Origin of the sequence: Natronococcus sp. (assembly GCF_047921035.1) — an archaeon.
Taxonomy (GTDB): Archaea; Halobacteriota; Halobacteria; order Halobacteriales; family Natrialbaceae; genus Natronococcus.
Genome location: NZ_JBLRWX010000014.1, coordinates 1 through 18,304, shown reverse-complemented (window position 1 = coordinate 18,304; position 18,304 = coordinate 1). Strand labels below are relative to the sequence as shown.

Annotated in this window: 22 protein-coding genes and 1 pseudogene; 8 read left to right on the top strand and 15 right to left on the bottom strand. The window is 67.8% G+C overall.

Annotated elements, in window-relative coordinates:
- Positions 1-60: 60 nt before the first annotated feature.
- Positions 61-540, bottom strand: a complete 480-nt coding sequence (locus tag ACNA7R_RS04865) for a hypothetical protein (protein WP_416282430.1) — start codon at positions 538-540, stop codon at positions 61-63.
- Positions 541-638: 98 nt separating this feature from the next.
- Between ACNA7R_RS04865 and ACNA7R_RS04860 the strand changes: the two genes are divergently transcribed.
- Positions 639-1,256, top strand: a complete 618-nt coding sequence (locus ACNA7R_RS04860) for a TMEM175 family protein (protein ID WP_416282429.1) — start codon at positions 639-641, stop codon at positions 1,254-1,256.
- A gap of 21 nt (positions 1,257-1,277) precedes the next feature.
- On the opposite strand, the gene ACNA7R_RS04855 is transcribed toward ACNA7R_RS04860, so the two are convergent.
- Positions 1,278-1,502: a hypothetical protein gene (locus ACNA7R_RS04855; protein ID WP_416282428.1), complete on the bottom strand. Its 225-nt coding sequence runs from the start codon at positions 1,500-1,502 to the stop codon at positions 1,278-1,280.
- An 85-nt stretch (positions 1,503-1,587) separates the two neighbouring features.
- Here ACNA7R_RS04855 and ACNA7R_RS04850 point away from each other — a divergent pair, with 85 nt between their 5' ends.
- A complete protein-coding gene (locus ACNA7R_RS04850; RefSeq protein ID WP_416282427.1) occupies positions 1,588-1,992 on the top strand; it encodes an SRPBCC family protein in 405 nt (134 codons plus the stop codon).
- A 27-nt stretch (positions 1,993-2,019) separates the two neighbouring features.
- Here ACNA7R_RS04850 and ACNA7R_RS04845 read toward each other — a convergent pair whose 3' ends face one another.
- Positions 2,020-3,285, bottom strand: a complete 1,266-nt coding sequence (locus ACNA7R_RS04845) for a CobW family GTP-binding protein (protein WP_416282426.1) — start codon at positions 3,283-3,285, stop codon at positions 2,020-2,022.
- A gap of 94 nt (positions 3,286-3,379) precedes the next feature.
- On the opposite strand from ACNA7R_RS04845, the gene ACNA7R_RS04840 reads away from it, so the two are divergent.
- The 3 genes from ACNA7R_RS04840 (at position 3,380) to ACNA7R_RS04830 (ending at position 6,722) form a co-directional block, all read left to right on the top strand.
- Entirely contained in the window at positions 3,380-3,676 is a 297-nt protein-coding gene (locus ACNA7R_RS04840) for a hypothetical protein (RefSeq protein ID WP_416282424.1), read from the top strand.
- Entirely contained in the window at positions 3,676-4,659 is a 984-nt protein-coding gene (locus ACNA7R_RS04835) for an ArsA family ATPase (protein WP_416282423.1), read from the top strand. The genes ACNA7R_RS04840 and ACNA7R_RS04835 overlap by 1 nt, the downstream gene beginning before the upstream one ends.
- Positions 4,660-4,835: 176 nt before the next feature.
- Complete coding sequence (locus ACNA7R_RS04830) at positions 4,836-6,722, top strand: carbon starvation protein A (RefSeq protein ID WP_416282422.1); 1,887 nt, start codon at positions 4,836-4,838, stop codon at positions 6,720-6,722.
- A 92-nt stretch (positions 6,723-6,814) separates the two neighbouring features.
- Here the strand turns inward: ACNA7R_RS04830 and ACNA7R_RS04825 are convergent, their stop codons facing one another.
- Positions 6,815-7,435 (bottom strand): hypothetical protein, encoded by a 621-nt coding sequence (locus ACNA7R_RS04825; protein ID WP_416282421.1) that lies wholly within the window; start codon positions 7,433-7,435, stop codon positions 6,815-6,817.
- A gap of 84 nt (positions 7,436-7,519) precedes the next feature.
- Between ACNA7R_RS04825 and ACNA7R_RS04820 the strand changes: the two genes are divergently transcribed.
- Positions 7,520-7,744 (top strand): hypothetical protein, encoded by a 225-nt coding sequence (locus tag ACNA7R_RS04820; RefSeq protein WP_416282420.1) that lies wholly within the window; start codon positions 7,520-7,522, stop codon positions 7,742-7,744.
- Here the strand turns inward: ACNA7R_RS04820 and ACNA7R_RS04815 are convergent, their stop codons facing one another.
- The 5 genes from ACNA7R_RS04815 to ACNA7R_RS04795 all read right to left on the bottom strand — a co-directional run bounded on the left by ACNA7R_RS04815 (position 7,745) and on the right by ACNA7R_RS04795 (position 12,050).
- A complete protein-coding gene (locus ACNA7R_RS04815; RefSeq protein WP_416282419.1) occupies positions 7,745-8,938 on the bottom strand; it encodes a redox-regulated ATPase YchF in 1,194 nt (397 codons plus the stop codon).
- A 98-nt stretch (positions 8,939-9,036) separates the two neighbouring features.
- Positions 9,037-9,315, bottom strand: a complete 279-nt coding sequence (locus tag ACNA7R_RS04810; protein WP_416282418.1) for a hypothetical protein — start codon at positions 9,313-9,315, stop codon at positions 9,037-9,039.
- A gap of 103 nt (positions 9,316-9,418) precedes the next feature.
- Positions 9,419-10,516: a pyridoxal-phosphate-dependent aminotransferase family protein gene (locus tag ACNA7R_RS04805; RefSeq protein WP_416282417.1), complete on the bottom strand. Its 1,098-nt coding sequence runs from the start codon at positions 10,514-10,516 to the stop codon at positions 9,419-9,421.
- Between the two features lie 42 nt (positions 10,517-10,558).
- Complete coding sequence (locus tag ACNA7R_RS04800; protein ID WP_416282416.1) at positions 10,559-11,218, bottom strand: class I SAM-dependent methyltransferase; 660 nt, start codon at positions 11,216-11,218, stop codon at positions 10,559-10,561.
- A gap of 55 nt (positions 11,219-11,273) precedes the next feature.
- Positions 11,274-12,050, bottom strand: coding sequence for an NAD(P)H-hydrate dehydratase (locus ACNA7R_RS04795; protein ID WP_416282415.1), 777 nt, complete (start codon positions 12,048-12,050; stop codon positions 11,274-11,276).
- 113 nt (positions 12,051-12,163) lie between these two features.
- Here ACNA7R_RS04795 and ACNA7R_RS04790 point away from each other — a divergent pair, with 113 nt between their 5' ends.
- Positions 12,164-12,790 carry a phosphoribosyltransferase gene (locus tag ACNA7R_RS04790; RefSeq protein WP_416282413.1) on the top strand — a complete coding sequence of 209 codons (627 nt, stop codon included), beginning with the start codon at positions 12,164-12,166 and terminating at the stop codon, positions 12,788-12,790.
- 12 nt (positions 12,791-12,802) lie between these two features.
- Here ACNA7R_RS04790 and ACNA7R_RS04785 read toward each other — a convergent pair whose 3' ends face one another.
- The 6 genes from ACNA7R_RS04785 to ACNA7R_RS04760 form a co-directional block, all read right to left on the bottom strand.
- On the bottom strand, positions 12,803-12,943 hold the full coding sequence (locus ACNA7R_RS04785) for a rubrerythrin-like domain-containing protein (protein WP_416282412.1): 141 nt from the start codon (positions 12,941-12,943) through the stop codon (positions 12,803-12,805).
- Between the two features lie 107 nt (positions 12,944-13,050).
- On the bottom strand, positions 13,051-15,906 hold the full coding sequence (locus tag ACNA7R_RS04780) for a bacterio-opsin activator domain-containing protein (RefSeq protein ID WP_416282411.1): 2,856 nt from the start codon (positions 15,904-15,906) through the stop codon (positions 13,051-13,053).
- Between the two features lie 81 nt (positions 15,907-15,987).
- A complete protein-coding gene (locus ACNA7R_RS04775; protein WP_416282410.1) occupies positions 15,988-16,842 on the bottom strand; it encodes a YihY/virulence factor BrkB family protein in 855 nt (284 codons plus the stop codon).
- Positions 16,843-16,892: 50 nt separating this feature from the next.
- Complete coding sequence (locus ACNA7R_RS04770) at positions 16,893-17,099, bottom strand: YwbE family protein (protein WP_015321160.1); 207 nt, start codon at positions 17,097-17,099, stop codon at positions 16,893-16,895.
- A gap of 88 nt (positions 17,100-17,187) precedes the next feature.
- Positions 17,188-17,586 carry a peptide-methionine (R)-S-oxide reductase MsrB gene (msrB, locus tag ACNA7R_RS04765; protein ID WP_416282409.1) on the bottom strand — a complete coding sequence of 133 codons (399 nt, stop codon included), beginning with the start codon at positions 17,584-17,586 and terminating at the stop codon, positions 17,188-17,190.
- Positions 17,587-17,701: 115 nt separating this feature from the next.
- The gene (locus ACNA7R_RS04760) at positions 17,702-17,842 is read right to left on the bottom strand and encodes a hypothetical protein (RefSeq protein ID WP_254533689.1); all 141 of its coding nucleotides are present in this window, start codon (positions 17,840-17,842) and stop codon (positions 17,702-17,704) included.
- A gap of 56 nt (positions 17,843-17,898) precedes the next feature.
- On the opposite strand from ACNA7R_RS04760, the pseudogene ACNA7R_RS04755 reads away from it, so the two are divergent.
- Positions 17,899-18,304, top strand: a pseudogene (locus ACNA7R_RS04755) (IS200/IS605 family transposon protein TnpB); the annotation flags it as partial.

Here is an 18,304-nt window from a genome sequence, read left to right as displayed (position 1 = left end):
GTTGTTCCCACAGTGTCGCCGGGTTCGTGAGTACCTGTCGGCTCCGGTCGCAGCGTCGAGCTACCCGAGGGCGGCGACTTCGTCCGACTCGAGCGACCGGTAGGGGACGTCGCTCGCCTCCAATACCGATCGAAGCTCCTCGAGTCCGCGGTCGATATCGATTCCCACCCGGTCGACGTGGGCGTCCGGCGACTCGCTCGGATCGGTCTCGAAGTGGGCGGTCAACTCGAGTCCCTCCGGGTGGTGATACCCCCGGACGTGGACCTGCCACCACTCGTAGCCGCTCGGGTGGTCGGCGACGCACTCGACGCGGCGGAGATTGCAGACCTCCCCGAAGTACGCGAAGGACATGTCCCAGTTCGGCGCGAAGTGGCGTTCGCCGAGCAGCCGTTCGGCCTCGGACGACGACAGGGAGACGAGCAGCGCCGGCTCGGGCGGTTTCGGCCGCGTGAAAAACCGCCCTCGAGCCGAGAGGAGCAGTCGTCTGCAGTCGCGGAGCAGCGTATCCGTCAGATTCGCTCGAGAAAGCCGTCGTGGCATGCTGTGTACACCACCCCGAGGGGCCTAAAGGGAGGGCCACGTTGCAGTCACCGAGTTCGGGACGATCGGTTATGCTCGTCCACGGTGTCTCCGAGAGTATGCCGACCGTTCGCCTCCTCGAGGGCGAGGACACGGACCGAATCGACGGGCTGAGCGACGGGCTGTTCGCAATCGTGCTGACGCTACTGGTCCTGCAGTTCCAGATTCCCGACGTCCCCGCGGATCACGCGGCCACCGAGCTTCCGGCGGCGCTCGCCGATCAGGAGACGCTGCTGTTCAGCTATCTGCTGTCGTTCGGCGTCGTCGGAATCTACTGGATCGTCCACCACAACCTCTTCGAACGGATCGAGCGCCACGACCGCGGGCTGCTGTACGGCAACCTCCTCTTTTTGCTGTTCGTCTCGTTCGTCCCGTTCCCCACGGAGTTAGTCGGCATCTACGGGACGCAGTTCGCCTGGACGCTGTACGCGGCTAACCTCGCGCTCGTCGGCCTCTCGCTGACGGCGCTCTGGTGGTATGCCTACCGTCGCGGGTTCACGACCGACGAGATCACGCCGCGGGTCGGCCGCGCCGTCGCGATCCGGGGGCTGATCGGGCCGGCGGTCTTCCTCCTCTCGATCGGCGTCTCGCTGGTTAGCCTTCCGGCAGCGTTTCTGACACCGATCCTGATCGTCCCACTGCAAGCGCTGTGGGTGCGTCGGTTTCGCGGGTCCTGACGGGCCAAGCGGCGGGATCGATCACGGCCGCGTCATCACGAGCGTGAGCACGAACAGCCCGGCGGCGACCGCGACCACGGTCGTGACGCTGACCTCGACCAGCCCGACGACCGCCGCGCCCGCGACGATCATCCAGCCGAACAGCAGCGACAGCACCGCGTTGAGAACGAGCAGCGCGCGCGGATCGCCCCGGGAGGACTCGAGCCCCTCGCGGAACCCGTCCCGGTCGGCGTCGGGATCGGCCATACCGAGTAGGCGAACGTGGCTCACTTAGCCGTTTCCGTCGGCCGGCGAGCCCGACACTTATGCCGGCTCCGGCGAACGGTAGCGTATGCGGGAAGTCACGGTCTCCCGACGGATCGACGCGACGGCGGTCGAACTCTCCTCGCGGTTCGATCCCCCGGCGATCGTCGAGGCTGAGGGGAGCTTCACGGTCGAGCACGTCCGCGAGGACGGCGACGCGACGATCGTCGTCGCCAGCGGACCCGGCATGCGGCTCCCGCTGCGATTCGAGTACCGCGACGACGCGCTCTACTACACCCAGGAGGGCGAACAGGGCCCGTTCGACCACATGGAGACGTGGCTCGAGTTCGACGAGCGCGGGGGCGGCACCGAAGTCACGTTTCGGTCGTCGGTCTCGCTCGCGGCCCCGCTCCCGTTCGGCGATCGGATCGCCGCCTGGAAGCGTAAGGGCGAACTCGAGCGCGCGCTCGAGGCGATGGCCGACGCGTTTTAGAGCCCGCGAGGCGATGGCCGACGCGTTCTACGGTTCGCGAACGACGACCGGTTCGTCGTCCGCGTCGGGGAAGGGGCTCTCGAGCGCTTCCGCCCGCTCCCACTCTTCGTCGGTGACCAGACAGTCCCGGAGCTGCGAGCGCAGCGCTTCGTCCTCGAGGTCGGTCCCGATGAACACGAGCTCGGTCCGGCGGTCGCCGTGCTCGCCGTGCCACTCGAGGTCGGGGCGGTTCGACCGGTAGAGGTCGCGTTGTACCTCCGGGAGCGCGGCGATCCAGGGACCCTCGCTCGTCGCCCGGACCGAGGGCCCGGCCTGGGAGAGATCGACCCTCGCGTCGCTGCCGGCGATCCACGCAACGCCCTTCGATCGGACGACATTGTCGGGTAGCTCCCGGAGGAACGCGGCGAAGCGCTCGGGGTGGACCGGGCGACGCTCCCGGAACGTCAGCGAGTCGACGCCGTAGACCTCGTCCGGGTGGCGGTGGTCGCGGTGGTTCTCGTCGTGGTCGTGTCCGTGCCCGTGCCCGTCGTGATCGTGGCCGGGTTCGCCGGCTTCGGCCCTCCCACTCTTGTCCTCACCCTCGTCGTCCTCGAGCGCGCGCTGCCACCCTGCGCCCTCGCCCAACTGCCCGGGATCGAACAGGTCGACCCCGAGGAGTTCGTCGGGATCGATCGCGCTGAACTCCGTTCTGCGCAGCTCGGCGTCGGGACGGAGCGCCCGGACCAGCGCCTCGGCCTCCTCGAGTTCGTCGGGCTCGCAGAGGTCGGCCTTGTTGAGCAGGACGAGGTTCGCGACCTCGAGCTGCTCGATCAGCAGGTCCGAGAGGGGGCGGTCGTCCTCGTCGGGGTCGGTGCGCCGCTCGGGGACGTCCTCGCCCGCGAAGGCGTCGAGGAAGAGTCGAGTGTCGAGCACCGTCACGAGCGCATCGAGCTCGTAGCGGGCGGCGACCCGCGAGCTGGTGGTAAAGAGTCGGGCGACGGGCTCGGGCTCTGAGATCCCCGAGGACTCGACGATCAGGTGGTCGAACGCCCGCTCGCGGGCCAGACGGACGACCGCCGTCTCGAGGTCGTCCTGGAGCTCACAGCAGATACAGCCGTTCGAGAGTTCGGCGACGCCGCCGGCGTCGAGATCCGACCCCTCCGCGACGAGTTCGGCGTCGACGTTGACCTCGCCCATATCGTTGACCAGGACCGCGAGTTCGCGGTCGCCGGCGTTGCGAAGCAGGTGGTTGAGCAGCGTCGTCTTGCCGGCGCCGAGACTCCCCGAGAGGACGGTGACGGGAATCGATGACATACGGGTGTGTTGGAACTCGGCGACTAAGGTGCGTCGGCTCGAGGACGACGGGAGCACGACACCTTTTAGCCTCGAGCCCCGAGCATGACTGACGATGACACTCGCCGAGCGGATCGAACGGTTCCGGGAAACCCTCGAGGAGTGGCTCCGGGGGCTCTACCACGGGATGATCGCTCACCCGGCCTACGAGAAGGTCGAGGCCGAGGCCGAGGATCAGGAGGACGCGTTCATGCTGGCGTGTTTCCCCGACGCCTTCGGCATCCCGAGCCCGGTGTCGTACTACACAGCCGAACTGCTGCCGTACCTCGAGGACGAGTACGAGGCCTGGCAGCGACGCCTGTGGGACCGGGGATCGGTGATCGAGCGCAAGGGCCACCAGTACCACTTCTGATGACCGAGTTCGTCTTCTTCGGCGGGAAGGGCGGGGTCGGCAAGACGACCGTCTCGAGCGCGTACGCCCTCGAGTGTCTCGACGCCGGGCTCGAGACGCTGCTCGTCTCGACGGATCCGGCCCACAGCACGGCCGACGTCTTCGACCAGGACTTTGGCGACGAGCCCCGTCCGGTGGAGGGGTACGACGGGCTCTCGGCGCTCGAGATCGATCCCGAACGGGAGGTCCAGGACCACCTGCAGGGGCTGAAACGCCAGCTGAACTCGCAGCTGTCGGCGGCGATGGTCAACGAGGTCGACGTGCAACTCGAGATGGCCCACCAGACGCCGGGGGCCTACGAGGCCGCGCTGTTCGATCGCTTCGTCGACGTGATGCGATCGGCCGAACCCTACGACCGCGTGGTCTTCGACACCTCGCCGACGGGGTCGACGCTGCGGCTGCTGGCCCTGCCGGAGCTACTCGAGCGCTGGATCGAGCGGCTGATGCACAAACGCGAACGCAGCATCGACCTCTACGAGAAGGCCGCGATCGGCAACCAGGAGCCCCGACGGGTGATGGACGGCGATCCGATCCTCGCGCGGCTGCGAGAGCGCAAGGAACGGTTCGAGTTTGCGGGGGAGACGCTGCGCGGGAACGCCGGGTTCTACCTGGTGATGAACCCCGACGAGCTCTCGATCCGGGAGACCGAGCGCTCGCTCGAGACCCTCGCGGAGGCGGAGCTGCCGGTTCGGGGGCTCGTGGTCAACCGGCTGACGCCCGAGCCCGAGTCCCACGAGGAGGGACGAGGCGCGCGCTACCTCCGCCAGCGGGTGGCGACCGAGCGCGACCGCCTCGAGCGCATCGAGGACGACCTCGACGCGCCCGTGGTGGCCACCATCGAGACCCGCGTCGAGGAGGTCCGTGGGAGCCTGCTCGAGGACGTCGCGGCCGACCTCGAGATCGACGTCGGCGCGAGCGCGGGCGAGCGCGCGCGAACCGAGTGAGCGGTGCTGACGGGGACCGGCGACCCCCTTTCGTCGCCCACGTGTCGGATTTTTCACCTTTATTGGGTAAAATCCTCCACAAACGTGTCGCAATTTGCTGCTGTTCTCCGCGATCTGAACCCAATGAATTATATTTATAGTGCCTCCGTGCAAGCACCCGATCGGGAACGGATACCATGGTAAGTGTAATTTGGATCGTGGCGCTGGTGTTGACGACGTTTACCGTCTCGTACCTCGTGTACGGGCGGTACCTGTCGCAGTTCGTGGGGCTCGACGACAGTCGGGAGACGCCAGCACACAAGTATCGAGACGGACAGGAGTACGTACCGGCGAAGAAGCCGGTGCTGTTGGGACATCACTACTCGAGTATCGCGGGCGGCGCGCCCGTGGTCGGGCCGATCACGGCCGCGCTGATCTGGGGGTGGGTTCCGGCCGTGCTGTGGGTCGCGATCGGGAACCCGCTGATGGGGGCGGTCCACGACTTCGTCTCGCTGTCGAGTAGCCTGCGCCACGAGGGGAAGTCGATCGGCTACATCATCGGCCAGTACGTCGGGGAGCGCGGAAAGAACATGCTGCTGTGGTTCGCGTTCCTGCTGACGATCCTCGTCGTGGCGGTGTTCGCGCTGGTCATCGGGGTCGTGCTGGACGCCTACCCGCAGGCTGCGACGGCGAGTATCATCTACATCACGCTCGCGTTACTGTTCGGAGTCTGGCTCTACCAGCTCGGGCTGCCGTTCTCGGTCGGGACCGTCGTCTTCGTCTCGGGCGTTTTCGTGTCGGTCTGGATCGGTATCCAGTACCCGGTCGCGCTCGTCCCGCCCGCCGAGGCCGGCGGCTACCCCGAAGGAACGATCGTGTTGCTCGACTCGGCACCGGCCTTTATTCCGGCGCTGCTCGAGAGCGCCAACATCGGCGCCTGGGTGCTGGTGATGCTCGTCTACGGCGGCGCCGCGAGCGTCCTGCCGGTGTGGATGTTGCTCCAGCCGCGGGACTACCTCTCGTCGTTCCTGCTGTACACGGGGGTCGGCGGCGGGCTGCTGGCGGTCATCGTCGGCACCCTGATGACGGGAATGGGGACCGACGCGGTCCATCCCGAGACGGGCGCGCAACTGGACCTCGACATCGCGATCGGCGCCTGGTACGGTTTCTTCGGCGAGGGCGGTCCCCTCGCGGCCGAGGGGCTCATCCCGCTGATGCCGCTGTTCCCGCTGCTCTTCCTCACCATCGCGTGTGGAACCATCAGCGGTTTCCACTCGCTGGTTTCCTCGGGGACGACCTCGAAGCAGCTGAACAAGGAAAGCGACGCCAAGCTGATCGGCTACGGCGGGATGCTGGCGGAGGGACTGCTGGCAGCGGTCGCGCTCTGTGCCGTGGCGGTCATGGCGATCCCCGCCGCTGACGGCGGGATCGGACTCGCGCTGCCGAACTTCGCGACCGGCGGCGGGGCGATCCTCACTACCCTGGGGATTCCCTTCCAGTACGCCGCGCCCTTTATGGCGCTCGTGCTCGCGAGCTTCCTGCTGACGAGCATGGACACGGCCGTCCGACTGGGACGGTACATGGTCGAGGAGATCGTCGGCACGCCGGAGACCCAGATCGAGTCCTACGCGGCGAGCCGCTACGTCAACACGACGATCATCGCGGTCGTCGCGTTCTTCCTGCTCGGTAGCGGTCGGTGGGAGGACCTCTGGACGCTGTTCGGCGGCGCGAACCAGCTGCTGGCCGCGCTGGCGCTGCTCACCGGCACCGTCTGGCTCGCGAACTGGGACCGGTCCAAGCAGCTGGTCTCGACGGGTGGTCCGATGGCGCTGATGGGGATCATCACGACCATCGGTCTGCTCTGGGTCGGCCTCTACCAGATCTTCGCCGGGCGGCTGCTCGGCATAACGGCCGAGGCGGAGACCCAACTGCTCGGGCAGGCGTCGGCCGTCGCCCAACTGATCATCATCGCCATCCTCCTCTGGCTCGCGGTGTCGCTGTTCAAGATCGGCTACGACAACCTGCAGGCCCTCGAGGAGAGCGACGACGGCGTCGCGGCCGACGTCGGCGCCGACGACGACTGATCTCGCGGGCCACGTTTTTCGTTTCGCGATCCACCAGCGGCGTCGCTCGGTAGACGGTGGTTCGAGAGTATCGACCGTACTGTCGGCGACGACTACAGCTGTAGCCGCCTCGAGACCAGGTCGAGAAAACCCGGCTCCTCGTGCTCGATCGGCTCCCAGAGGCGGAAGGCGGTCGCGACGTCGGCGTTCTCGCTTGCGACCAGCTCCTCGTCGTCGGGCGCGGCGACGACGAGGTTGATCTCGTAGTGGCCGTTGTAGCCGAACTTCAGGAGGGTTCTGCCGTCGAAGCCGGCGACGCGCTCGCGGACGGCCTCGGGGATCGACGGCGCGACGGCGACGAACGTGAAGTCCGTCGAGAAGTGTTCCTCGTCGGTGTCGATCCACTCGTCGGCCAGGCGCTCGCCCAGGTCGACGAACCGGTCGAGCGTCCGGTCGTCGACGCCTTCGACCCGTCGCACGAACAGGTACTCGGTCGAGCCGTGCTCGCCGATCGAGATCGAGGGGTGGAGGAAGTGTTTCTGACTCCGCAGCTCCATCCGGCCGTACAGCGTGAAGCGCTCGCCCTCGAGCCGGTACTCCTTCTCGAGGTCGTAGTTGTGCAGCAGTCGGTCGCTCACCCGGTCGACGTACTCGTCGTCCCAGTCGGGAACCTCCGCCGGGCGTTCGCCCGCCGGCTCCTCGAGGTCGGACTCCGGCGGCCCGTCGGTATCCATGGTTGGAGATACCACGGCGAGGGCAAAAGCCCGTCGGCATCGACGGGCGGGTACGCTTTAGTTGCTCGAGGACGTGTCTCACGCATGGCCAAGGAACGAGAGTCCTGCGGTCGCTGCGGGGTCTCGACCGCGCTCGAGGCGGCGAACGCCGACCGCGACGACGAAGAACGAGCCGAGCGCGACCCCTACGGCGAGGCCCGCATCGAGGTCGACGAGGACGAACTCAGGCGCCTCTCCCCGGGCGCCTGGCTCTCGGGGGTCGCCGACAGGCTCGGCTCGATCGGCGACCGGCTCGCCTGGGGTCGCTGATCAGTTCGTCGTGATGACCTCGAGGACGTCCCGCGATTCGACCGCGTAGTCCTTGCCGAGCTGGCGGTTCGACCGACAGTCGATGGCGTGGAGGAAGCCGTCGCCGATATCGGAGTGGAGGCTGTAGGCGAACCCCTCGGCAGTCGAGTTCGGCGGGATCAGATAGCAGTCCGGAAGGACCTCGCCACGCTCGTTGCCGAGCCCGTTGGCGCCGCCCGGAAAGACCGGGACGACCCCGAGGACGTCGAACAACGCCGATTCGAGGGCCGCCTGGACGCCCGTCGCGCCGTACCGATCGAGGAAGTCGCGGATCTCCTCGAGGCCCTGTTCCTGCTCGCTCGAGACGTCTCCCGTAATGTCGAACTCGTCGTCGCCGGGTCGGTAGTCGACGACGCCGGCCTTGTCGGCGGACTTCAGGGCCTTCTCGGCGTGGGCGCTACAGGGAACGATCGTCAGGTGGTCGTAGTCGGGATCGTTCGCGATCTCCTCGTAGTTTTCCTGGGCCTCCGGCGTGTCCATCTTGTTCGCCGCGATCAGCATCGGCTTGGTCTCCGTGCGGATCTCGCGGGCGAGTTCGAGCCTGTCGTCGGCGTCCCACTCGGCGGGCTCGAAGCCGATCCCGACCCTGCGAACTAGTCGCTTGATCTCGTCCTCGTTGGTCTTGAACGCGCTCATCTGCTCGGCGAGCTCTTCCTCGATGGCGTCGTCCTCGGTGGTGTAGCCCGACTCGTACCTGTTGATCCCCTTCTCGAGGATGCCCAGGTACCACTGGTCGAGCTCTTCCTCGAGGAAGTCGATGTCGTCGCGGGGGTCGTGGCCCTCGGTGGGCTCGCCCTCGAGGTCGGTCTCGCCCGAGAAGTCGACGACGTGGACCAGCACGTCGGTCTCGTTGAGGTCGGTGAGAAACTGGTTGCCAAGTCCGTTCCCCTCGTGGGCGCCGGGGATCAGCCCGGCGACGTCGACGAGTTTCGTCGGGACGAAGCGGGTCCCGTCGTCGCAGTAGCCGACCGACGGGGTACACTCCTCGTCGAACTCCGGGGCGGCGCAGTCGACGCGGACGTAGGCCTCGCCGACGCTGGGGTCGATGGTCGTGAACGGGTAGGCCCCCTCGGGGACGTCGTTCATCGTCGCGGCGTTGAAGAAGGAGGACTTGCCGACGGAGGGTTTGCCGACGAGTCCGATCCGGTAACTCATTGACTGGTCTGGTGCGGCGACGCCTAAACGGGTTTCTGTCCGGCGCCAGCGTGTCATGGAACGGCATATCAGATCCGCGGTCGGGAGAAGAGTCGAGGTTAGCTCACGATGGCGCGCCAGCTCCAGCCGGCCAGCGCGATCACGACGAGCGCGAGCACGCCGAAGGCGGCCCACTGTCCGGTTTCGGAGTCGGCGACCGGGGCGAAGACGTCCACGAGACCGGTCGCCTGCATCATCCCGAGAGCCAGCAGGACCAACGTGAGTATCGAGACGACGGCGATGCCGATCCAGTTGCGAGCCATCCACTTCCCCTCTCGCTGGGCCTCCTGCCTGTCGTCGGTCGGCTTTTCGGTCGGTTCCGTGTCGGGTTCGTCCATACGTCGGTATAGAGGCGGTTCCTTGGAAACGGTTCCACCTGCAGGCTCCGGGTTCGGGAAACGGGCCCCCGTGAATCGATCGCTCGCGGGACCGCTCGCCCGTTCACTCGAGGACGTCCGCGAGGGCGTCCATCGTTCGCTCGACGCGGTCGATCCGGGCGTTGTGGCCCATGTGGCCGATCCGGAGAACGTCGTCCTCGAGGTCGCCAAGCCCCGTCGCCAGCAGGATATCGTGCTCCTCGAGCATCGCCCGCTGGAGTTCCGTCGCCCGACCCTCGACCGCGAGCGCAGTGATGGTCGGCGAGCAGTCGGCCTCGCTAGTCGGGTACGTCTCGAGGCCGAGGTCGGCCGCGCGGGACCGACACGTCGCCGCGGCCGCCTCGTGGCGCGCGAAGACGTCCCCGAGCCCCTCCTCGAGCAGCAGGTCGACGGCGGCGTCGAGCCCGTAGAGGTTCGACGAGAGGTGCGTGTAGGGAAACCACTCCTCGTCGGCGGCCGTCCGCCAGGGGCCGAGGTCGGCGTACAGCGACGGGTTGTCGACTCCCTCCATGCGCTTCCAGGCACGGTCGCTGACGGCACAGGTGGCAAGTCCCGGCGGCGCGCTGAGACACTTCTGGCTCGCGCCGAGACAGACGTCGATCTTCCCGGTCGGGACCGGCGTCCCGCCCAGCGAGGAGACCGCGTCGACGATCGAGAGCACGCCGTGGTCGTCGAGGCCGTCGAGGATCCCCTCGAGATCGTTCAGCGACCCCGTCGGCGTCTCGCAGTGAACCATCGTCGCGACGTCGAACTCGCCGTCCCTGTCGAGGACGTCCGCGACGACGTTGCCGTCGAGGGTCTCGCGCCAGGGCACCTCGCTGACGACCGCCTCGCCGCCGTAGTTCTCGACGAAGTCGGTGAAGCCGTCGCCGTAGAGCCCGTTCGAGAGACAGAGCACCCGATCCCCGGGGCCGACCAGCGAGGCGACCGCCGCCTCGAGGCCGAGGATCCCCTCGCCCCCGAGGACGACGACGTCCCGGTCGTCGCCGCCCGTCTCGTCGCCCGCCCGGTAGACGGTCTCGAGCTTGTCGGTCAGCGACCGGTAGAACTCGAAGAACTCCGGCTCGAGGTCCGGATTCGGCGTCGGCTCCCCCATCGCCTGCCGGATTCGCTCGGGAACCGCGGTGGGTCCCGGCGTCATTCGCAGCCTGTCGTCGGTCATGGCTCTACGGCAGGGTTCTGTCGCAATAAAGCTGGCTCGCACTTAGCCGCGGAGTCCGTCGCGACGTCGCCGGAGCCGCCCGCGGACGATCGGCGTTGCGGGAAAGATCCCGACCCCAACGCGTTCGACCGCCTCGACGGCGAAGGCGTCGTGGCAGACGAACCGCTCGACGGTGTCCCGGGTGAGCTGACAGCCGCCCGCGGCGCGGCTCCAGAGGGGGTTCAGCAGCTCCTGGCCCCGTTCGCGCCAGCCGTCGGCCCTGACGTGCTCGAGAAAGCGCAACTCGCCGCCCGGCTTCAGCACGCGGGCGACCTCCTCGAGCGCGCGGTCGGGGTCGGCGATCGTACAGAAGACCAGACTCGAGAGGACGACGTCGACGCTGTCGTCGGCGTACGGTAACGACTCGGCGCGGGCGTCCCGCAGCGTGACCTCGCAGCCGACCTCGCGGGCCTTCTCGGCCGCCTGCCGGCGCATGTGCGGATCGGGCTCGATCGCCTGATAGTCGATCCCGTCGCCGGCGACGTACGGAAAGTTCGCCCCCGTTCCGGCCCCGATATCGAGGACGCGACCCGAGAGGTCCGCGGTCAGGTACTCGCGGTGGGTCCTGAACAGTAGGCGGTCAGGGACGACGGTGTCGTAGACTGCCGCGACGAAGGGGTGAGAGATCTCCTCCGGTTCCCGCTGGGGGCTCGAGTCGAGCATGACGTCCTCGAGTCGAGTGCGAGGCGGCAAAAGCCTGGTTCCGGAACGGCGCCGATCAGCGAGTCGTGTCCGGAATCCGATCGATGACGTCCGTCGCGAGGACCCCGGGACCGTGCTCGGCCGTCGCGAGTTCTCCGCTCTTGCCGAGGATCCAGGCGCCGAGTTCGGCGGCGTTCTCGCGGTCCATCCCCTGTCCGAGCAGGGAGGCGGTGATGCCGGCCAGCGTGTCGCCCGTCCCGGCGACGGTCAGCGCCGAGGTCCCGGTGTCGTTTTCCGTTCGCTCGCCGCCGGCGATGATCTCGTCGACCCCGCCGGTAAACGTCAGAACGGCGCCCGTCTCTCTGGTGAAGGCTTCGAGGGACTCGTAGGACTCGGAGATGACGTCCTCCTCCGATTCGTTGGGGGTCAACACCGCCTTCGAGAGATCAGCCTCGAGCGCGGGTTCGATCGCGATCGCGTCGACGACGACCGGGACGTCGATTCGATCGATCGCCTCGCGGATCGCGTCGGGCTCGGCGTCGGCGAACCCGGGACCGATCACCATCGCGTCGGCCCACTCGCCCACCTCGACGACGCGCTCGACGGCGACCGCGTCGAAGCGCTCGCCCTCGTACTTGCTGGCGAGCAGGTTCGGCTCGTGGCTCGCGACGATCTCGTAAATTTCCTCGGTAACGACGGTTCGCACGTGGTCGGAGCCGGTTCGGAGCGCGGCCCGACCGACGAGCGCGGGCTGATTGGGGTAGTCGACGCTACCGGCGACGATACCGATACAGCCGTTGTCCGTCCCTGATTCCTCGGTGACGTTCGAGAGCGTCCGCTGTAGTCGTCCCATACGTTCCCGTTCGGCGGCAGTCGGGTAGCCGTTGGGCAGGCGTCTTCCGGTCTCCCTCGTCCGGTCAATCCGTGTGACAACAAGACGTAGTACGTGGGCGTCGTACGGTCGGTATGTTCGCGAATCGATCCGACGCCGGCGACCGACTCGCGGCCGAACTCGAAGATCGCGGAACCGAGGCCGACGTCGTCCTCGGCATCCCCCGCGGCGCACTCCCGGTTGCACGCCCCGTCGCGGACGCGCTCGAGGCCGACCTGGACGTCGTCGTCGCCCGGAAGCTGGGCGCGCCGACGAACCCCGAACTGGCGATCGGTGCGGTCGCAAGCGACGGCAGCGTCTGGCTGAACGACGACCTCGTCGATCGGCTGGGTGTCCCGGAGTCGTACCTCGAGGACGTCCGCGAACGGGAAGCCGAGAACGCGCGACGGAAAGCCGCTCGGTACCGAGGGGGCGAGTCGCTGCCCGACCTCGCGGGAAAACGGGTGGTCGTCGTCGACGACGGGGTCGCGACCGGGGCGACCGCGATCGCCTGTCTCCGACAGGTCCGCGAGGCCGGCGCCGCGGCCCTCACGCTCGCGGTTCCGGTCGGGTCGCCCGAGACCGTCACCGCTCTCGAGGCGGAGGCCGACGTGGTGGTCGCACTCGTCACTCCGGGGAACTTTCGGGCGGTCGGCCAGTTCTACCGCGACTTCGGCCAGGTCACCGACGAGGAGGCGATCGAGTTCCTCGAGGGCCGGTAGCGGTCCCCTCGCTCACTCGAGCGGCGTGGCCCGATTTCGCATGTCCGATCCGCAGCGGGGACAGGACTCGGGTGCCGTCGCCCTGACGACGGTCCCGCAGCCGAAACACTCGTATGTCGATTCCTCGCTCGGATCGAGTTTGACGTCTTTCATGGTAGGTGTGACGAGCGGTTCGGTCGAGCTCGTATACTAACAATAAAAGGGATATTAGGTTGAGCGTGTTCGTCAGATAGCTAGCCCCTTGCCTCGGAGTGGGTTCACTATTCAACCCCCACAGACGGCGCCGCCGGAAGGCCGATCTCCTCGAGCAGCACGGTAAAGAGCGTCCGCTGTACCCGCTGCACGTGGCGGTAGAACGCCGCCGAGGAGATGCCGAGCGTTTCGGCGATCTCCGCCCCGGAGCGCTCTCGGGGCGACTCGAAGTAGCCGCCGTAGTAGGCCATCTGGACCACCTCGAGCTGGCGATCGGTCAGTCGCTCAAGCAGCTCCGAGCGCAGGTCCCGCGGCGCCGTTCGATCGACGGTTCGCTTCGAGCGAAGCTCGACGTCGGAGAAGGCGTTCGCGACGACGTCGGCGCTGGCGGCGGGGTCGACGCTGCTCGGCACGTCGACGACCAGCCGCGTGGTCTCGGGTGTCGCCTCGAGCCGGCGTAGAACGATCCCGTGGTCGGCGAGCCGAAGTGCCAGGAACGGCCGCGAGAGCTCAAGCAACACCGTCGATCCGTCGCCGTCGCCGACGGCCTGGGCGCTCTCGACGGCGACGAGGTCGGCCGCAGCCGCCGCGACGTCGGCTGCAGGGGCGCCGTCGACGGTGACGAACACCGCGACGGTTCCCTCGTGCTGGCGAACGCCGCCGTCGAAGGAGAGCACGCAGTCGAGCTGGCGGGCCAGACGCGCGAAGACGAACTCCTCGTCGGCGACGTCGAACTCGAGGCGGGTCCGCGAGTCCGACAGCAGCGCGCGCTTGCGCTCGACCGCGGCGATCGCGGCGGCGATGGTCTCGCCGAGTTCCGCCAGCACCGCGCGGGTGGTGTCGTCGAACGCGTCGGGTCGGTCGGCGTAGACGGTCAACACCCCGTAGGTGAACTCGTCGTACGCCAGGGGCACGCCGATGGCCGACTGGTAGTCCCGCGAGAGGGCGGCCCGCCGCCACGGCTCGTCGTGGAGGTCCTCGACGACGTTCGGGACGACGGTCACCGCCCGGCTGGCCGCCGTCCGCGCTGCGGGTTCGGTCGGTTCGGCGAGCGAGAGCGAGACGGTGTCGAGGTACTCCCGGCCCCGACCGCTGCCGTCGTGGGCGCTCGACTCGAGGATGTCGCCGGCGGCGTCGGCCGTCCCGATCCAGGCGAACGCGAACCGCTCGGCCGCCGTCAGCCGCTCGCAGACGGCGCGTTCGATCTCCTCGCGGGTCTCGGCGCCGACCAGTGCGGCGTCGATCTCTCGGATGATCTCGTTTATCCGGTTGAGGCGGGTGAGCTGCTGGTTCCGTCGCTTGAGTTCGCGGTCCCGATCGCGCAGGCGCCGCTCGCGCTCGACCCGGTCGAGGGCGGCCTCCGCGGTCGCCGCGAGCAGCTCGGTCAGCTCCCGCGAGACCTCGTCGAAGGCGTCGACCTCCGGCGAGCCGACGACGAAGACGCCGTGGTCGCCGAGCGGGACGAACCCCACCGACCGCAGTTCCGTGGTCGGATCCGACAGCGTCGGCGACTCCCGAACGTCGGCGAAGAACTGCGCCTTGCCGGCAAGAAAGACCTGCCCCGAGATGCTGTCGTCGTTGGCCCGTCTGGCCGGGAGGGGGCCGTGGAGTCGGTCCATTCCCGGCGAGGCCGCCACCGGCTGCAGCAGGTTCTCGTCGGTGTCGAATCGTAACGCCGCGCTGGCCTCGAGGTCGAGGACGTCGGTCGCGTCGGCGACGATCCGGTCGGCGATCTCGGGCTCGGTCTCTGCGTACAGCAGCTCGCGGGCGGTGCCGTGCAGCGCCGTCAGCGCCTCCTCGCGACGCTTCCGGGTGGTGATGTCCCGACAGCTGTAGAGCATCGTCCCGTCCTGGATCGACACCTCGCGGACGTTGACCAGCAGGCTATGTTCCCGGCCCGCCTTGTCGGTCGCCGTACACTCGATGTTCGTCAGCACCCCCTCAGCGGCGAGCTCCTCCCGGTCGAACAGGTCCCGCTCCAGGAGTTCGTCGATCGTCCCCATCTCGTGGATCTCCTCGTCCGTGTAGCCGAAGATGAAGTGGACGTTCGGACAGACATAGGTGAACCGCCCCTCCTCGTCGGCGATGAGGACGGTGTCGGTCATGTGGTTGAGCGTCACCCGGTGGAGCTCCTCGGACCGGCGGAGCTCGGTCTCGAGGCGGACGCGCTCGGTGACGTCGACCGCACGGGCGAACAGCGAGACGACGTCGCCGGCCTCGTTCCGAACCGGCCGCACCGTGACGTCGAGGGTCCGGGGCTTCGTTTCGCCCCCGGCGTCGAGGCTCACCTCGAGCTCCCGGCGGGCGATCGTCCCCGCCGCAGCTCGATCGATCGCCTCACGGATCGCTCCGTCGGGGTTCCACCACGCCAGCGACGAGAACGAACACCCCTCGAGTTCGTCGGGGCCGGCGTCGAGCGCCTCGAGTGCGACCTCGTTGACCCGGCGGATCCGGCCGTCGGGCTCGAGGATCCACGAGTAGGCGTCGGGGTCCGCGAAGATCGACTCGAACTGCCGGGCTCGCTCGCGTCGCCGGCGCTCGGCGGTTCCCGCCGAGAGCGCCCGGTCGAGCGTCGCCTCGAGTTCGTCGATGTCGCGACGCGGGAGGTACTCGGTCACCCCCGCGGCGACCGCCGCGCTCGCGAGCCCCTCGTCGCCCGCCTCGGGGACGAGCACGACCGGCACCACCGGATCGCGCTCGCGGAGGCGCTCGAGCAGTTCGAGTCCCGTCGCGCCGTCGAGTCGCTGCGCGGCGACGACGCAGTCGATCTCGGTCGACGACAGCGTCTCGAGTGCGGTTCCGACGTCGGGGGCCGAGCGAACCTCGCCCGGCTCGAGTTCGCGAACGCGATCCTCGATCGGCGTCGCGGCGCCGGCCTCGACGACGAGCAGCCGGGAATCGCCGCGGGTCCGTACGGAAGCCATTCGTCGTCGCTTCGGTCCCCGTCGGGGAGAACGTATCGGTCCGACGAACCGGCAGCCGTTCAGCGTTCGATCCCGTGGAAGTCAGCGATCGGGCAACTCGAGCTCTTTTGGCGGCAGCCACTCCTCGTCGGGCTCGACGCGGCCGGCGAGCACCGCGTTGACGACGGCGCCGACGAGCAGACAGAGCGCGCCGAGGTAGACCCACGTTAGGATCAGCAAGATGGCACCGGCGATCCCGAACAGCGCGACGCTCTCGGAGGTCGCGATGTAGATTCGAAAGCCGACCGCCAGCGCCGCCCAGGTGACGGCGGCGAACGCCGTCCCCGGCAGCACCTCCCGCACCGAGACGTCCGTCTGGGGGAACAGGTAGTACATCGGGAAAAAGACCAGCGGGAGGGCAACGAGGAGCCCGATCGCGCTCCCGACCGCCGCGAGCAGTCCGCCCGCCTGAACCGGGAGGCTGACCCCGACGACCCCGACGAGAACGACGCCCAGCGCGATCGTGACGGTCGCGAGCAGCGTGTTGACCGCGGTCACGAGGGTCACGGTCGTCACGCTCCCCACGTACGACTGGTGCTCGCGAGAGCCGTAGATGCCGGTAAACGCGCTGTTTATCGCCTGGAACGCGCGGGCAGCGCTCCACAGCAAGATTGCGAGCGCGAGCAGCGCCGCGCGGATCCGGTCGCCGCGGTCGCCGGCTACCTCCTCGAGATCCGCGTCGGCCAGCGCGTCCTCGAGGCCGAACGTCTCGGCGACGCCCTCGAGGATCGGCTCGAGGGCGTCGACGAGCGTCGCGCCCACGAGCACGAGGATGACGAGCGGGACCAGCGTGTTGAACGCGTGGTAGGCCAGCCCCGCGGACTTGACGCTGATCTGTCGTTCTCGGGCGACGGCAGCGACGTAGCGGCCCACTTCGAGCCAGCGTGATCCTCTCATCGACTACTCGTGGCGAACTCGAGCGGCCCGGGGTAAAATAGCGTCGAGAGCTACTCGTCGTGGACGACCGACTGGACGTGGCCGACGACGCCGTTTTTCAGCTCGACGCGAGGTCCATCGGGGGTGTCCTCGTAGACGGTGCCGACCTCGCCGATCAGCGGCTCGGTGTCCTCGGAGTGGACGTCCTGGTCCTCCTGTACGATCTCGACGGTCAGTCCCTGTCGTAGCTCCTCGGCGGTCGGTCGTTCACTCGACATGGACGGTGGTGGGAGCGTGCGGTCGAAAAGGGTAGTGCCTGCATTCGCTTCGGGGGCTCCTCGACGGGGCGGCGCCGCCGGCTTCGGACTACTCGCCGTCGAACTCGAGGACTGCCGAGTTGATGCAGTACCGTTTGCCGGTCGGCTCGGGGCCGTCGTCGAAGACGTGTCCGAGGTGGCCACCGCAGTTGGCACACAGGACCTCGGTGCGTTGCATCCCGTGGCTGTCGTCGGGACGGGTGTCGATACGGTCGTCGTCGACGTCCGAGAAGCTGGGCCATCCACAGCCGGAGTCGAACTTCGTCTCGGAGTCGAACAGGGTGGCGCCACAGCCCACGCAGGCGTAGCTGCCGTCCTCCTTGTGGTCGACGTACTCGCCGCTGAACGGCGCCTCGGTGCCGGCCTCGCGGAGGATACGGTACTGCTCGTCGGTGAGTTCCTCGCGCCACTCGCGGTCGTCGGTCGACACGTCGGGTTCGTTGCTCATGCGGCCCCGTAAGATGGTGGGGGCAAAGAGTCTGTCTCCCCTACCTAAAACAGCGAGAGAGTCCCACCGTTTACGGCGGGCGTGAATCACGTCACTTGACAACGCAAATCACTGATTACTCCCCGGTCGGAGTCTCCAAGTCGTCGGCGGCGTGGATCAACATCCCGCGCCACGTCAGGCCGTGTTCGTTCTTCACGCGTTTGATGCGCTCGTACTGTTCGTCGTCAGGGACTTCGATGTTAACGTGGTTCGACACAGTATCTACGAGAATCCGTATATTTATGTTAGTTACGCTCGTACACAAAAGTAGCGATGAAGCGTACCAACGAGTTCGAAGTAGTTCCGAAGTCCGACGCGGACGAGGACTTGCTTCGCCGACTGTTGGACGCTTCAGCCGCACTCTGGAACGAAATCAATTACCAGCGCCGAACCAACTTCGACGACCCGGACGGCGACGTCTGGGAGATCGACGAGTACCGCGGCCGGTACGGCGGGACGCTCGGCGCGTCGACCGTTCAACAGATCGAACGGAAGAACCGCGAAGCGTGGCGGTCGTTCTTCGCACTCCGAGAGAAAGACGAAGCCAACGGCAAGCCCGGCTTCTGGGGCAACCAAGACGATGGCCGCGAACTGCGGACGTATATCCGCAATACGTCGTACTCGGTCGAATGGGGCGAATACTCTCGCCTCGAGATTCTTATCGGTCAGGACCTGAAAG

What these genes read in the sequence shown, in the direction of transcription:
- ACNA7R_RS04810 (WP_416282418.1), bottom strand. Translation starts at nt 9,315, where the DNA reads ATGGACGAACCCGACACGGAACCGACCGAAAAGCCGACCGACGACAGG.
- ACNA7R_RS04830 (WP_416282422.1), top strand. Translation starts at nt 4,836, where the DNA reads ATGGTAAGTGTAATTTGGATCGTGGCGCTGGTGTTGACGACGTTTACC.
- ACNA7R_RS04785 (WP_416282412.1), bottom strand. Translation starts at nt 12,943, where the DNA reads ATGAAAGACGTCAAACTCGATCCGAGCGAGGAATCGACATACGAGTGT.
- ACNA7R_RS04795 (WP_416282415.1), bottom strand. Translation starts at nt 12,050, where the DNA reads ATGGGACGACTACAGCGGACGCTCTCGAACGTCACCGAGGAATCAGGG.
- ACNA7R_RS04855 (WP_416282428.1), bottom strand. Translation starts at nt 1,502, where the DNA reads ATGGCCGATCCCGACGCCGACCGGGACGGGTTCCGCGAGGGGCTCGAG.
- ACNA7R_RS04845 (WP_416282426.1), bottom strand. Translation starts at nt 3,285, where the DNA reads ATGTCATCGATTCCCGTCACCGTCCTCTCGGGGAGTCTCGGCGCCGGC.
- ACNA7R_RS04805 (WP_416282417.1), bottom strand. Translation starts at nt 10,516, where the DNA reads ATGACCGACGACAGGCTGCGAATGACGCCGGGACCCACCGCGGTTCCC.
- ACNA7R_RS04820 (WP_416282420.1), top strand. Translation starts at nt 7,520, where the DNA reads ATGGCCAAGGAACGAGAGTCCTGCGGTCGCTGCGGGGTCTCGACCGCG.
- ACNA7R_RS04790 (WP_416282413.1), top strand. Translation starts at nt 12,164, where the DNA reads ATGTTCGCGAATCGATCCGACGCCGGCGACCGACTCGCGGCCGAACTC.
- ACNA7R_RS04770 (WP_015321160.1), bottom strand. Translation starts at nt 17,099, where the DNA reads ATGTCGAGTGAACGACCGACCGCCGAGGAGCTACGACAGGGACTGACC.
- ACNA7R_RS04860 (WP_416282429.1), top strand. Translation starts at nt 639, where the DNA reads ATGCCGACCGTTCGCCTCCTCGAGGGCGAGGACACGGACCGAATCGAC.
- ACNA7R_RS04775 (WP_416282410.1), bottom strand. Translation starts at nt 16,842, where the DNA reads ATGAGAGGATCACGCTGGCTCGAAGTGGGCCGCTACGTCGCTGCCGTC.
- ACNA7R_RS04825 (WP_416282421.1), bottom strand. Translation starts at nt 7,435, where the DNA reads ATGGATACCGACGGGCCGCCGGAGTCCGACCTCGAGGAGCCGGCGGGC.
- msrB (WP_416282409.1), bottom strand. Translation starts at nt 17,586, where the DNA reads ATGAGCAACGAACCCGACGTGTCGACCGACGACCGCGAGTGGCGCGAG.
- ACNA7R_RS04780 (WP_416282411.1), bottom strand. Translation starts at nt 15,906, where the DNA reads ATGGCTTCCGTACGGACCCGCGGCGATTCCCGGCTGCTCGTCGTCGAG.
- ACNA7R_RS04850 (WP_416282427.1), top strand. Translation starts at nt 1,588, where the DNA reads ATGCGGGAAGTCACGGTCTCCCGACGGATCGACGCGACGGCGGTCGAA.
- ACNA7R_RS04815 (WP_416282419.1), bottom strand. Translation starts at nt 8,938, where the DNA reads ATGAGTTACCGGATCGGACTCGTCGGCAAACCCTCCGTCGGCAAGTCC.
- ACNA7R_RS04835 (WP_416282423.1), top strand. Translation starts at nt 3,676, where the DNA reads ATGACCGAGTTCGTCTTCTTCGGCGGGAAGGGCGGGGTCGGCAAGACG.
- ACNA7R_RS04800 (WP_416282416.1), bottom strand. Translation starts at nt 11,218, where the DNA reads ATGCTCGACTCGAGCCCCCAGCGGGAACCGGAGGAGATCTCTCACCCC.
- ACNA7R_RS04865 (WP_416282430.1), bottom strand. Translation starts at nt 540, where the DNA reads ATGCCACGACGGCTTTCTCGAGCGAATCTGACGGATACGCTGCTCCGC.
- ACNA7R_RS04840 (WP_416282424.1), top strand. Translation starts at nt 3,380, where the DNA reads ATGACACTCGCCGAGCGGATCGAACGGTTCCGGGAAACCCTCGAGGAG.